Below are 13,800 nucleotides of genomic sequence, written 5' to 3' on the forward strand. Positions count from 1 at the left end.
CCCTCAACGCAAACGGCCGGCGATTCCGCCGGCCGCTCGCCAAAAATCATGGTTCTCGACGTCACACCGCCGACGAGATCCACTGCTGCAGCTTCGCCTTCGGCGCGGCACCGACCTGGCGCGAGGCCATCTCGCCGCCCTTGAACACCATCAGGGTGGGGATCGACATCACGCCGTACTTCGAGGCCGTCTTCGGGCTCTCGTCGACGTTCAGCTTCACGATCTTGACCTTGTCGCCCATCGCGCTCGAGATCTCGTCGAGGGCAGGGGCGATCATGCGGCACGGGCCGCACCACTCGGCCCAGAAGTCGACCACGACCGGACCGTCGGCCTTGAGCACTTCGCTTTCGAAATCGGCGTCGGAAACCTTGCCAACGGCCATGGGATTACCTCGTTCGGTTGGAGGGAGCGGCGCGGACGCGCGGCTTCTGCGTGGGCGTCAAATTAGGAATGGCGTGATGCCGGGTCAAGCGGGCTCACTCAGACGTGCTGGGATGGCAGCATGGCGTCCAGCGCGGAGGCCGGAAGCTCCATGAATTCAGCGGCTTCGGTCCAGAGCAGCACGGCACGGACGTTTCGTCCGGGGTACAATTGGCCGAGCACGGCGCGGTACAGCGCGAGCTGCCGGACATAGGCCGGGGGCACGTCGGCGAGTCCCGAGGGCGGCTGCTGGTTGGTCTTGAAGTCGACGATCAGCACCTCGGCCTCGGTCACCACCAGTCGGTCGATCTGGCCGGAGACCAGCGCCGGCGGCTGGCCGGCCAGTGCGAGGCGGCCCACGATCGAGACTTCCGCCCGGCTCCCGGCCGCGAACACCGCGGCAAAGCGCGGGTCTTCGATGACGGCGAGCACGCGGTCCGCGAGACCCGCACGGTCATCGTCCGGCCAGTCGGCGGCGTTGCGAACCAGATATCGCAGCGCGGCATCGCGCCGCCGCTCCGGCGCCACGTCGGGCAGCGACTGCAGCAGGCGATGCACCAGCGTGCCGCGCTGCATCGCAAGACTGCGCGCCGCCAGCGATTCGCCCGTGCGCACCGGCCGCTCGTCGGCGGATGGATCGGACGGCCTGAGCACGGCGACCTCGCCGGGCGCCTCCACCGCCGCCGTGCGCAGCCAAGCCGGCAGCTCGACCGCCGTCCCCACCATGCGCCGCGTTTCGTCAGCAGCGGTTTCCGCGATGTCCTCGGCCCGCGCATAGCGCTTGACCGGTCCGTCTTCGGTTTCGATCACCTCGACCTGCAGCTCCGCGGCATCGAGCCCGCGCGCCATCAGGTCGTACCAGCTGCCGCCGCGGACGTTGTTCATGTTGCCCGGCATGCAGCCGCCGATGACCAGCCGATCCGCGGCGCGGGTCATCGCGACATAGAGCAGCCGGCGATACTCGTCCTCGGTCTCCTTGAGCATCGCCACGCGTGCCGCCGCGACGGCTTGCGGATCGTCGGCCTTGCGCCCGGCCCAGACCACGATCTCCTGCTCGCCATGCGGCACGTGGATCAGCCGCAGCCGCTGCGAATCCGCCGGCGACGAGGTGGTGTCGACCAGGAAGACGACGGACGCCTCGAGGCCCTTGGCGCCGTGCACGGTCATCACCCTGATCTCGTCGCGCGAGATCTCCATGTCGCGCTTCACCTCGGTGTCGGCGGCGCGCAGCCAGGCGAGGAAGCCCTGCAGCGAGGCCGGCGCCTTGCGCTCGTAGGACAGCGCGAGCTCGAGGAATTCGTCGAGGGCGTCATTGGCCTCGTGACCCAGCCGCGCCAGGACGCGTCGCCGGCCGCCATCGCCGCCGAGCAGCCAGGCATAGAAGGCGAACGGCGTGTCCTCGGCGGCACGGCGCTCGCATTGCTGCAGCCGGCGCAGCACCGCCTGCAGCCGCTCGTCGTCAGCTGCATGGGCGGCGAGCGCCTCGCGCAACGACCCGCGGCGCTGCCAGGCGAGCTTGAACAGATCGTCGTCGTCGAGCCCGAACAACGGGCTCTTCAGCGCGGTCGCCAGCGCCAGATCGTCCTGCGGCAGCAGCAGCGCGTCGGCGAGGTTCATCAGGTCGATGATCGCGATGTGCTCGGTCAGCTTCAGCCGGTCGGCGCCCGCCACGGGGATGCCCGCGTGCTTGAGCGCCTGGATGACAGCGTCGAACGCGTTGCCGCGACGGCGCACCAGGATCAGCATGTCGCCATAGCTCAGCCGCCGTCGCGCGCCGTCATGGCCGGTCATCGTGCCCGTCGAAATCAGCCGCTTGATCTCGGCCTGGATGCGCCTGGAAAGCTTGACCTCGGGGCTCGTGACCGAGACGCCGTCGAACGGCGCACGCCAGCCCTCGATCTCCTTGCGGTCATCGCGCTCGCACAGGCTCCAGAGCTCGACCATGCTCGGTCCGGCATCGGTCAGCGCGTTGTGGATGGGATGGCCGATGTCGGGTGAATGGATGCTGCTGTAGACGTCGCGCTCGCGGAACACGTGGTCGACCGCGTGCAGCACCGTCGGCCCGGAGCGGAACGAATAGGTGAAGGACACCGGGTCGAACAACAGCCCGGCGTCGGTGAAGCGCTTCTGCAACTGTCGCCGGCGCGCATCGAACTCGTGCGGGTCGGCGCCCTGGAACGAGAAGATCGACTGCTTCTCGTCGCCCACCGCGAAGATCGTACGCGTGAGTCCGTCGCGCGCCCCGGCGCCGGCGGTGAACTCTTCGATGATGTGGGCGACAATGTCCCATTGCCGTGGGCTCGTGTCCTGCGCCTCGTCGATCAGCACGTGATCGACGCCGCGGTCGAGCTTGAAGTGCACCCAGCCGGCGGAGACTCGGTTGAGCATTGCCAGGGTCTTGTCGATCAGGTCGTCATAGTCGAGCAGGCCGCGTTCCTCCTTCTCGCGGCGATAGTTCGCAGCCGCCGCGGTCGCGATCTGCAACAGCGCCTCGGTGCGGTCGCGCACGACCGCCGCGCGGCGCTTCTCGATCAGGCGGTCGAGCCGGCGCGCTTCCGATTCGAACAGGCCGGCGATGCCGGGATTGGCGTCGGCGAACTTCTTGGTGAGCAGGGACTTCCGCGGCTCCTTGTCCTCGGTCAGGAATACGCGGAGATATTCATCGACCTGATCGGCGCCCGAGAACGCCAGCGCCGCGCGCAACTGCTCGGCCTGCTTCTGATCGGTCTTGGCGCCGCCGTCGAGCCGGCCGGCGATGTCGGTCCAGTCCCTCAGTGGCAGATTGGGGCCGTCGACGATGTCGCGCTCGATGGCTTCCAGCGTCTCGTCGGCGCTGATGCCGAGCACCTCGCCGAGCTGTTGCGCCGCGACCTCGACGCGCCCCGCGCCATCGGTCCAGGCCATGAAGTGATCGCGGCTGAGACAGGCGTCGCGCACGACCTCCTTGAAGGTCGAGTCCGCCGCATTGGCCATCGCCACCTGCAGCGCGCGGCCGACCGCGCTGTCGGGCGCCCGCGCGGCGTCGAGCAGCACCTTGAGATTGGCGCGCTCCATCATCTCGGTCTGGTCGCGCTCGTCGAGCACCGAGAACCGCGCCGGCACGTTGGCTTCGAACGGGAACTGCTGCAGCAGCCGCGTGCACAGCGCGTGGATGGTCTGCACCTTCAGCCCGCCCGGCGTCTCCAGCGCGCTGGCGAACAGCTTTCGCGCCGACGCCCGCAGCTTCTTGTCGGGGTTTGGGATGCCGGTGGATTGGATCGCGCTGTCGAGCGCGTCGTCGTCGAGCGTCACCCAATGGCCGAGCGTCGAGAACACGCGCTCGGCCATGTTGGCGGCGGCGGCCTTGGTGAAGGTGATGCAGAGGATCTTCTCCGGCGGCACGCCGTCGAGCAGCAGCCGGATCACGCGCTGCACCAGCACATGCGTCTTGCCCGAGCCGGCATTCGCCGACACGAAGGCGGACGCCGCCGGATTCGACGCGCGCGTCTGCGCGTCGCGCACGGCCTGCGGAATGGGGCGGGGCGCCTTCACCATTCTTCGACTCCCAGTCCGCCGGCCGCCGACCATTCCTTGATGCGGGCGAGGTCGTCATAGCTGCCGTAGCGGTTCGCCCACATCGACAGGTTCAGCGAGGTGTAGCCTTGATTGACATCCTCGAAGCTGCGGATCAGCGCTTCGAGCTTGGCGCGCGCCTCCTGCGCGGCCTGGTCCGGGTGCTGCGGCGTGTCGCTCTTGTTGATCTTCAGCTCGAGGATGCGCTCTTCGCCTGGCGGATTGTTGCCGGACAGCCTGACATAAACGAGCTGACTGATCAGGCTGCCGGCGGGAATGCCGTCGAAACCGCCTTCGCGCAGGATCGCGGCTTCGAGTGTGAGCTGCGGCGACAGCCCCATGCGCACCTGCTTGGCTGTCGGCGGCTGGCCAGTCTTGTAGTCGAGAATGGCGTAGGTGCCCTCGGCACGCTGTTCGATGCGGTCGGCGCGCGCCGACAGCATGAAGGTGCGGCCCTGATCCAAGGGAATGCCGATCTCGCCGCGGATCTCCGCGGTGATCGCGCCGATCTGCGCGCGCCGCGCGGTCTCCCACGCCGCGAACCAGCCGGCGATGCGCTGGAAACGCGGCCACCACAATGCCCGCGCCTCGGGCCGCTCCATCAGCGGCGCAAAGTGTTTCTCGCCGATGACGCGCAGCGCATGCGCCGGATGCAGCGGCAGCGCCTCCGCATAGGTTTGCGTGAACTCGCCGATCGCCTCGTGGATCGCCGAGCCGCGATCGGCCGCCGACAGTGGCATGTCGACGGGATCGAGCGGATCGAGCCGCAGGATGTAGCGGGCGAAGATGGTGTAGGGATCGCGCAGCCAGTCCTCGATGGCGGTCACCGACATGCGCAGCGGCCGTGCTGCCAGCGGCGGCTTCGGCGCCGGCTGTTCGACCGGCTTCACCGCGGCGGGCTGGTCGAGCACCTCGGCATAGCGGACGTAAGTCTCGCCGCGCGCTTCGGCGGCTTTCCATTGTGCCTCGCCGGCGACGGCCTGGAGCCGGTGCAGGAAGCGCGAGGCCACGGCCGGCGCGCCGCCCGACTTGGCGGCGTGCGTCAGGATCACCTCGGACGCGCCGAGCAGTTGCGCGAAGTCGTGCGCCGACAGGCCGATGCGGCGCTCGGGCAGATCGAGCCCGAGCTGATGCCGCATCGGCCGGCTGAGCCAGGGATCGATGCGCGGCGCCGGCGGCCACACGCCCTCGATCAAGCCGCCGATGATCATGCGATCGGCCTGCATCAACCGCGCTTCGAGCGGACCATAGATCTGCAGCTGCGCGCCGTGGCGCTCGGGGCGGCGCACCGCGCGATCGGAGAAGGCGGTATGGAACAGATCCGGATAGTCCGACAGCGGCGCCATCAGGCCGCAGCGCTCGCCGGACGCGAGCAGGTCGTCGAAGCAGCGCGCCAGCGCCGCGCCGTCGCGATCGGTGAAGGCGGTGCTGAGACCGACATCGTCGGTCGACAACGCGATCAGCACCTCGCGATGCCGCGCGGCGAGCTCGGCGAAATCCTGCGGGCGCGGCGAGGCGAGGTTTTCGAGCGGCGCCAGGGCCGTCTGCAATTGCGCGATCAGCGCGCCGGCGCGGTCGAGCTGCTCGGGACTGAGACGCGCGCGCGGCTCGGCCTTGTGCAGCGATGATGCTTCGCCCTGGTGCAGCTTGGTGTGCTCGTCGCGGAAGCGCGCGAAGTCGCGCGCAAGCCCGCTGCTTCCGGCTTGTGGCCGCGTGCCGCGGAGCATGGCGAGCTCCAGCGTCTCGATGGCACTCTTCCAGCCATTCGCGGCGCGGCCGAGCCGGCACAGCGGATGCTTGAGCAGAGCCAGCAAGGTCGGCGGCTCCAGCCCGCGCGCTGCGGCTTCGGCGGCGAGGCGCGCGAAGATGCCGGCCGGCGTCTCCAGCAGCGCATCGCCGCCGGAATCGTCGAAGGTCAGATGCCAGCGCGTCAGCGCCGCCATCACGCGGCGCGCCAGCGCGCGGTCCGGCGTCACCAGTGCGGCCGACTTGCCGAGATGCCGCGCCTCGCGCATCGCGATCGCAATCGCCAGCGCCTCCATCTCCGGATTGGGGGCCGCGACGACAGCGAGATTGTCCATTGCTTCGGCGATGTTGGCGGCGATGTCGAACTGGCGCAGCCGCTCGTGCCACATCGCCGTCGCTTCCGACGGCCGCATCGCTTCTGAGATCAGCACCTCGCGGCCGCCACGGCCGGTTGGGGCGAGACGGACCACGTCGCGCCGCTCCAGGCCGAAGCGTTTGAGCAGCAGGTGCATCGCATATTGCGGATGGTTGACGGCAGGTGGCGTCAGCACGCGGCCGCCGCGATCTTTGCTGCCGCCGATCGAACTCCACGCGGCTTCGTCGAGATCGGTGTCGAGCCCAGGCAGCACCACCGCGCCATGCGGCAGCTTGGCGACGGCGAGCAGGAATTTTGCCGTGGCCGGCATCGAGCCGGTGGAGCCTGCGGCAATGACGGGACCATCGGGTTGCGCCGACAGCCGCGCCGCTTCGGCCGCGATCAGCAGATCGCGCCGCGCCGCCGGCTCGATGCGCTCGATCTCCTGCAGATAGGCCGGCCACGCGGTCCGCGCGATACGCAGGAACTCGAGCGAATACTGCCAGTATTTGTCGAGCTGATCCGGCACCAGCGCATCGAGCGCATCCCAGGACACGCCGCGCGTCACCATGTCGTCGATCAGCCGCGCCAGGTCGCCGGCCAGGGCCAGCGTCGAGGCGGGCCCGCCGATCACCAGCGGCGCCGACACCGGCGTCTTGGCCCAGGCCGCCACCAGCCGCGCCAAGGTGAGCCGGCGCTGCAGGTCGTCGAGCCGTTCCGGAATCTCCAGCGGCGCCGGCCCGAGGAACGCGTCGCGATCCTCCGCGAAGGCGAGCTCGTCCTCGTCGATGTCGCCGAGCGCCACGAGCCGCGGCAGCACCGCGGCATCGGTCTTCAGCTCGTCGAGGAACATCTCGCGCGCCACCCGCAGGGAGCGCCGCGTCGGCAGATACAGCGTCGCGGTCGCGAGCCGGGCGGGATCGCTGCGCGCCTCGAAGCCGTCGACCAGCCGGCCGTCGACCAGCGCCGCGATCACGCTGCGCAGGAACGGCGCCGAGATGGGAACGGTGAAGACGCGCATGGCCTGCGATTCGGGTTGCTCGAGGCGTCTATATAGGGAGCGATCGGCCGCAGGTCATATCGGGGGTGTGGATGGGTGTTGACAGGTGCGGCTGCGCTCGGCTGCCTAGAACTTGCGGGTAGGGCAGTTCGCGGCGTGAAGCGGCGGTCCGGGATGACGTTCGCCACTCGGGTGAAGTGAGCTGATCACGCGACCTCCGCATATTCGCCGTCGTCCCGGGCAAGCCTCTGACAGCGCGTCAGCGCTGTCAGAGGCGCCGACCCGGGACCCATAGCCCCAGGCTGATGTTTGTGGCGCGATGGTCATGGCTAGCCTACGCAACACGCCCCCCTGTGGATATGGGTCCCGGCTCTGCGCCCTGGCCTCGCTGCGCGATGCCAGGGCTTGGCCGGGACGACACTGAATATGAGGAAGCAGTTTCGCCCGATTCGCCATCTTAGGCAGGCCACCGACCGCGCCTCATGCGTCCTCATTCCCGCGACGCCGTCGCGCCCGAGTGATGCAAATCGTCCGCCCTCATCCGAAGCAAGGGCGCAGGGAAGGCCGAGCCTCGGCTGAGGCCCGTGGCCCCCGTGCGGGAAAGAGTGCACGGGGCAGGAACCACAGGTTCAGCCGGAACGACCCGGCCTTCCCTGCGCGATGGGTTGACGGCTTATACGTCCTCTCCTCGGTGTGCCGGCTTGTAGCCACCGTCGCCGCGCGGTTCATCCGCCGCACGGCTTGGCATCAGCATCGGGATGCCGGGACCTTACGATTTCGCCGTCCTGCCCGAACCGTTCGTCCGCGTACCCGAAAGCACGCTGCGGTCCTGACAGGCCATCGCATCCCGCGCTCAACGTTCGTGACGATCGCGATACGCCCCTCGCAACGAGGCGGGATGCGCATCAGAGAACATGAATTCTGTAAAAGCGAAAGAAGAATTTTGTGCGCGTCGGATGCGACGAGCGGGATCGGGTTGAATGTGCGGACGAAAATCGTTTCTCGACGCAGATGATTTGAGTGATCCCAGCGCAGGGTCGGCGCCGACGAGGCGGAGCAAATCGCGCAATGCACCGACTTGATTCGCCCGTCGGGCAGTCCGCTACGCCGCACTCTCCATCAGAGCCTCTTCCGCTTCCGCCACCGCGGCCGGCGTGCCGACATGCATCCACACGCCTTCGAGGCGGAGGCCGAACAGGCGGTCCTGCTCGTTCGCCTTGTCGAACATCTTCGTCAGCGAGAACTCGCCCGACGGCGCGCCATCGAAGATCGCGGGCGAGATGATGGCCGCTCCCGCATAGACGAACGGCACCACCTGATGCTCCCGGCGCTTGCGCAAGGTACCGTCGGCGAGCATCGCGTAGTCGCCTTGACCCGCGTAGCCGATCGAGGTCGCGGTCGGCGCCATCAGCAGCATGATGTCCATGCGCTCCGGATCGAACGCGTCGGCGAGACGCGAGAGGTTCTGGCGCACGCCCTCGATCCACATCGTGTCGGAGTTGACGTGGAAGAACGGCTCGTGGCCGAGCAGCGGCAGCGCCTTGACGACGCCGCCGCCGGTGCCGAGCACCTGGTCGCGCTCGTCGGAGATGATCACGCGGGGCGTGCTGCGCGCGGCCGTGTGCGCGATGATCTGGTCGGCGAGATAGTGGACATTGACGACGGCTTCGGTGACCCCGGCTTCGGCGAGGCGGTCGAGCACATGGTCGAGCAGCGGGCGGCCGGCGACGCGCACCAGCGGTTTGGGCATCGTCTCCGTCAGTGGGCGCATGCGCAATCCGAGACCGGCGGCGAGGACCATGGCTTTGTGCGGCTTGACGGGCATCTCAGGCAATCTCGATCAAAGGTGGTACGCACGAATCATACCACGCAAAAACATCTATCGTCTCGGTCGGTTGCGATAGCCCGGCGCGATGACGAATGTGCGACGGCGGCGCCGTCGTCCCGATGCAGGATGCCGCACGTGTCTCCCGGTACGCCGTCAGGCCTCCGCTGTGGCGCGCTTGTTGGTCTTCTTCTTGCCCTGCTTCAGGAAGGTGACGCCGATCTGGTCGCCATTGACCCAGGCCAGCTCGCAGCGCCGGTAGGCCAAGCCGGTCGACGACAACAGCAGGAAGAACTCCTTCAGGTGCAGGCCTTCGACCGAGCCCTCGACCGTCAGCTTCGCCCCGGTCTCCGAGACGTCCTCAATGGTGCAGTTGCGCCGCCAGGTGCCGTCGATGCCCATCATGAAAGCCGGGATGCCGCGCTCGAAGACGACGCGTTCGCCCTTCATCCGCTCTGCCATCGCAACCTCCATTCATGCGCGGCGCGCAACCGGCGCCGCGGGCGCAAGGTAAGGGGGGATGGCTAAGAACCGGTAAAGCGACGCGGGTGGGTGGTTTTGGCGCGTCCTCTTCCCACAACGGCGGTCCGCTCCCCTCCCCCTTGCGGGGAGGGGTTGGGGGTGGGGGGGCCACGGATGCGGAATTTGTTGGTTTACTCGGACCGGCAGCTGACAGCCGCCGGCGGTCATGATTGCCGCTGATGGCGAGAGGTCTGCGCTCGTCACTTTGAGTCTCGCCCGGAGACCCCCACCCCGACCCCTCCCCGCAAGGGGGAGGGGAGCGCACCGTCGGTGCCGTGAGAGGGTGCCTCAAGCTACGCCAGCCGGTGGCGGCACATTCGCCGCGTACCAATCGCGTAGCGGCTCCAGCGCCGCGTGCGCCAGCGCGCGGTGGAGATAGTCCCAGATGCGAGGCTGGTGCTTGAGGTAGTGCGGCTTGCCGTCACGGCGGTTGAGGCGGGCGAAGGTGCCCAGCAGGCGGGTGTTGCGCTGGGCGGACATGATCGCGTAGTGCGTGCCGAATTCGTCGGCGTCGAAGTCCGTCGGCGCAGCTTGGCGTGCGGCGATGTAGCGCTCTCGGAGCGCCTGCTCGATCTCCGCCGACACGTCGATCCGGGCGTCCTGCGCCAGGGAGACCACGTCGTAAGCCGGCGGGCCCATCACCGCGTCCTGGAAGTCGATCACGCCCACGCGCGCGATGCCTTCGCGCGACGGCAGCCACAGCAGGTTCGGCGAATGATAGTCGCGGATCACCCAGGTCGGCTTGGCCGCGAGCGGCGCCTCCAGCAACTCGCGCCATTTTTCCAGGAATTCGGCGCGCAGCACCTGCGACAGCTCCACGCCACGGTCGGGCAGGTACCATTCGAGCATCAGGCCGATCTCGATCAGCATCGCGTCGATGTCGAAGGTCGGGACCTTGTAGGTCACCTGCGGCGCCAGCGGCAGCACGGCGGGCACGTCCTGCCCATGCAGCGACGCGAGAACATCGACTGCGGCCTCGTAGCGCTCCACGACCGGCCGTGGCGGGTCGCCCTCGATCACGCCCTCGCGTCCGAGATCCTCGGTGACGAGAAAGCCGTGGCCGAGATCGGCGTCGTTGATCTTCGGCGCCGAGATGCCGCGTCCGCGCAAGGCGGCGGCGATCGCGACGAACGGGCGAACGTCCTCGGCGAGATGCACGGCGCCGCTATAGGGCTTGCCGTTGTAGCTCGCCGGGCCGTCGGGCCGCTTCGGCGAGTTCATCAGGATGTAGACGCGCTCGCCCTTGTGGAGCCGCGCATAGGAGCGGGTCGAGGCGTCGCCGGCCATGTGCTCGCGGCGCGATCTGGCGTGCCCGGCCTCGGCGAGGAATTCGCGCAAGGCTTTCAGCCGTGCAACCACCGCGGCCGCCTTGCCGCTGCCGGTGATCTCGGCGCTGCGGGCGGTGTCGCCCTGCGATGGATCGTGGCGCAGCGCGATGTCGACGCGGTCCAGCGGGAGAGTGCCGCCGGCGCGCTCCGGCCATTCGATCAGCACGACGGTCGCCTCCGGCAGCGGCGACAGGCCGATCTCCTCGAGCTCCGATGCGTCGCTGATGCGATAGAGATCGGCATGCACCAGCGGGAAGCTCGGCAGATCGTAGCTCTGCGCCAGAGTGAAGGTCGGACTCGGCACCTCCAGCTCGTCGTCGCCGGCGAGGTACCGGATCATCGCCCGCGCCGCCGCCGTCTTGCCGGCGCCGAGATCGCCGGTGAGCGTGATCAGTGCACCCGGGCCGATCAGCAGCGCGAGATCGGCCATCAGGGCGGCGGTGGCGGTCTCGTCCGCCAGCGCGGTGGTGAATGTCAGCTGGTCCGTCATTCCGCGGCGTTGCGTTGCGCGACGTGGTCGGTCGGGAAGTCACAGGTGACCGTGGTGCCCTTGCCGACCACCGAATCCATCCGCACCCTGCCACCATGCAGCTCGACGAAGGAGCGCACCAGCGACAGGCCGAGGCCGGCGCCGCGATGGCGCGAGCCCTGCGAATGGCTCTCGAACCATTCGAACACCTTGTCCTTCACCTCGGGCGGAATGCCGGGGCCGGAATCGGTGACCGCGAAGATGACGCTGTGATCGGTGCGGCGGGCGCTGACGGCGACGCTCGAATCCGGCGGCGAGAAGCCGACGGCATTGGCGAGCAGATTGTAGAGGACCTGGACGACGCGGCGCTCGTCGCCGACGAAGGAGCCGACATCGGGGTCCACCGCGATCGTCAATCGGATGCGATCCGTGGCAAGCCGGTCCTGCACGCCTTCGGCCGCGGCCTCGATCGCCTTGGCGGCATCGACCGGCCCGAGCTCGAGCTTCATGGCGCCGGCATCGATGGTGGCGAGGTCGAGAATGTTGTTGGTCAGCGCCAGCAGCGCGTTGGTCGATTTGGTGACGTAGTCGAGATACTCGGCCTGCTTCGGCGTCAGCGGCCCGGTCGACGGATCGGAAAGGAAATGCGCGAAGCCGATGATCGTCGTCAGCGGCGCGCGCAGCTCGTAGGACACGTGGTGGACGAAGTCGATCTTCATCTGGCCGGCGGCTTCGAGCGCCTCGTTGCTCTCGCGCAGGGCCCGTTCGACATTCTCGGTGTCGGTGATGTCCTGGAAGGTGAGCATGGTCGCGCCGTCGGGCAGCGGCCGGCTCATGCAGTCGAGCACGCTGCCGTCCTTGCGCTCGAGCTTCAGCGCAACGTCGAGCCGGTTCTCGATCGAGGTGATGGCCTCGCGGATGGTGCGCCAGGCGACCGCGTCGTCATAGAGCTGATGGCACCAGGATTCCACGGTGTCGATATGCGGATGCTCGCGCAGCTGATCCGGCGACAGCCGCCACATCTTGGCGAAGGCCGGATTGAACAGCTCGACCCGGCCGTTCGAGCCGAACACCGCGACGCCTTCGGCGAGGCTGTCGAGCGTCTCGCGCTGGACCCGGATCAGGCCGTCGAAGCGGCGCGCAAGCGCGAAGCTCTCGGTGACGTCGTCGAACAGATAGGTGACGCCGCCTTCCGGGTTCGGCGTGGTGACGACCGACAATGCGCGGCCGTCGGGCAGGAACCAGGTGTCCTTGGCGGCCTCGACGGCGCGATAGGCCTCGTGAAGCTTGGCCTTCCAGGCCCGGAAGTCGGCCTGCTCGGGCAGCTTGCGCGCGGCGCGGAGACGGTCGAGCACCGACGAGTCATCCGGCTGGCTGTCCAGGAAGGCGGGATCGAGACCCCACAGCCGGCGATAGGAGTCGTTGTAGAAGGCGAGCCGGCGCTGGCCGTCGAACACGGCCACGCCCGAGGACAACTGATCGAGCGTGCGCCGGTGTGCTTCCCGCATCCGCACCACGGCCGCATCCAGCGCCGCCGCCTCGCTGGCGTCGATGGCGACGCCGGCGCTGCCGTGGCCCAGCATGAAGGCGCGCACGTCATACATGCGGCGCTCGCCGCCGGTCACGATCGGCAGCCGGCCCTCGAAACGGCCGTTGGCGCCGAGTGCGCGCTGCAGGTCGGTACGGTCGGCGGAGTCGAGCAGCTCGATGTTGCGGCTGATCGCGTCCGGCACGTCGCGGGCATCGGCGGCACGGGCATAGGCGGCGTTGACGTAAGCGAGGGCGCCATTGGCCTGCCGTGCCCAGATCGGCCACGGCAGCGCCGATGCCAGCGCGCGCAGCGACTCCGTCTCCTCGCCGAGCGCCTTGAAGCGGAGCTGCGTCTCGGCGAGCTCGCGGCGCAGGCCGGACAATTCGCGGATGCGCACGATGGCCTGGCCGCCGATGGCGCGGCCCATCGCCTCGATGGCATGGCCGTGCGAGGTGGTGAGATTGAGCATGAAGCCCTCGCCCGCCTCGCGCAGCGCGTCGACGGCGCGGTCGAGCTGCAGCGCGGGCTCCGGCGGCAGCCAGGTTCCGAAGGCGAGAATGCGCTGCGGCTGATCCTGCGGGACCAGCATCGCGGTGTCGCCGGAGATCTGCGGGCGGTGGCCGCCGGCCGGCCAGGCGATCAGGATCTGCGGCTCGGCGAACAGCAGCGCGCGGTAGCGATCGGCCTGCAATTGCAGCTCGGCGATGTCGGCGCGCAGCCGCACTTCCTTCCGGCCGGCCGCCAGACGCGTGCGCACCAGCGCGACCGCGGCGACGACGGAGAAGCCGAGCAGCGCCAGCATCGCCGTCACCTCGGCGACATCAGGACGGCTCAGCTCGAACAGCGTCGTGATCGCATCCGGCGGCACGCCACCGCCTGCGAAGCCCGGTGTCGCCGGCGCAAGCGCAGTCGCAGCGAGACCCATCAGGCCCTTGCGCGCGAGTGACGTGCACGACAGCAGCGTCTGACGCATCACCACGATCACGCCCGACATATTTGCCCCAAACCGCACGAAGTTTCGGGCGGCGCCGATCGCGTCGCCCGCGCCGTCT

At 68.7% G+C, this 13,800-nt stretch carries 7 protein-coding genes; all 7 read right to left on the bottom strand.

Annotation, left to right across the window (positions count from 1 at the left end):
* Positions 1 to 61: 61 nt before the first annotated feature.
* Positions 62 to 382: a thioredoxin gene (trxA, locus tag QW868_RS09685; RefSeq protein WP_015663255.1), complete on the bottom strand. Its 321-nt coding sequence runs from the start codon at positions 380 to 382 to the stop codon at positions 62 to 64.
* Between the two features lie 98 nt (positions 383 to 480).
* Positions 481 to 3,954, bottom strand: a complete 3,474-nt coding sequence (addA, locus tag QW868_RS09690) for a double-strand break repair helicase AddA (protein ID WP_316230420.1) — start codon at positions 3,952 to 3,954, stop codon at positions 481 to 483.
* The gene (gene addB, locus QW868_RS09695) at positions 3,948 to 7,094 is read right to left on the bottom strand and encodes a double-strand break repair protein AddB (RefSeq protein WP_316230421.1); all 3,147 of its coding nucleotides are present in this window, start codon (positions 7,092 to 7,094) and stop codon (positions 3,948 to 3,950) included. Before addB ends, addA begins: the two co-directional genes overlap by 7 nt.
* A 1,081-nt stretch (positions 7,095 to 8,175) precedes the next feature.
* On the bottom strand, positions 8,176 to 8,898 hold the full coding sequence (locus QW868_RS09700) for a nucleotidyltransferase family protein (protein WP_315778422.1): 723 nt from the start codon (positions 8,896 to 8,898) through the stop codon (positions 8,176 to 8,178).
* Positions 8,899 to 9,054: 156 nt separating this feature from the next.
* Positions 9,055 to 9,360, bottom strand: a complete 306-nt coding sequence (locus tag QW868_RS09705) for a PilZ domain-containing protein (RefSeq protein WP_008963143.1) — start codon at positions 9,358 to 9,360, stop codon at positions 9,055 to 9,057.
* A gap of 348 nt (positions 9,361 to 9,708) precedes the next feature.
* Complete coding sequence (gene tsaE / locus QW868_RS09710) at positions 9,709 to 11,238, bottom strand: tRNA (adenosine(37)-N6)-threonylcarbamoyltransferase complex ATPase subunit type 1 TsaE (protein WP_315784435.1); 1,530 nt, start codon at positions 11,236 to 11,238, stop codon at positions 9,709 to 9,711.
* Positions 11,235 to 13,742: a sensor histidine kinase gene (locus QW868_RS09715; protein ID WP_316230422.1), complete on the bottom strand. Its 2,508-nt coding sequence runs from the start codon at positions 13,740 to 13,742 to the stop codon at positions 11,235 to 11,237. Before QW868_RS09715 ends, tsaE begins: the two co-directional genes overlap by 4 nt.
* Between the last annotated feature and the right edge of the window lie 58 nt (positions 13,743 to 13,800).

The organism is Bradyrhizobium sp. SZCCHNR1051 (assembly GCF_032489615.1).
Taxonomy (GTDB): domain Bacteria; phylum Pseudomonadota; class Alphaproteobacteria; order Rhizobiales; family Xanthobacteraceae; genus Bradyrhizobium.

Bases quoted from the DNA above. Each gene is read 5' to 3' on its own strand.
- trxA (WP_015663255.1), bottom strand. From the start codon at position 382: ATGGCCGTTGGCAAGGTTTCCGACGCCGATTTCGAAAGCGAAGTGCTC.
- addA (WP_316230420.1), bottom strand. From the start codon at position 3,954: ATGGTGAAGGCGCCCCGCCCCATTCCGCAGGCCGTGCGCGACGCGCAG.
- addB (WP_316230421.1), bottom strand. From the start codon at position 7,094: ATGCGCGTCTTCACCGTTCCCATCTCGGCGCCGTTCCTGCGCAGCGTG.
- QW868_RS09700 (WP_315778422.1), bottom strand. From the start codon at position 8,898: ATGCCCGTCAAGCCGCACAAAGCCATGGTCCTCGCCGCCGGTCTCGGA.
- QW868_RS09705 (WP_008963143.1), bottom strand. From the start codon at position 9,360: ATGGCAGAGCGGATGAAGGGCGAACGCGTCGTCTTCGAGCGCGGCATC.
- tsaE (WP_315784435.1), bottom strand. From the start codon at position 11,238: ATGACGGACCAGCTGACATTCACCACCGCGCTGGCGGACGAGACCGCC.
- QW868_RS09715 (WP_316230422.1), bottom strand. From the start codon at position 13,742: ATGTCGGGCGTGATCGTGGTGATGCGTCAGACGCTGCTGTCGTGCACG.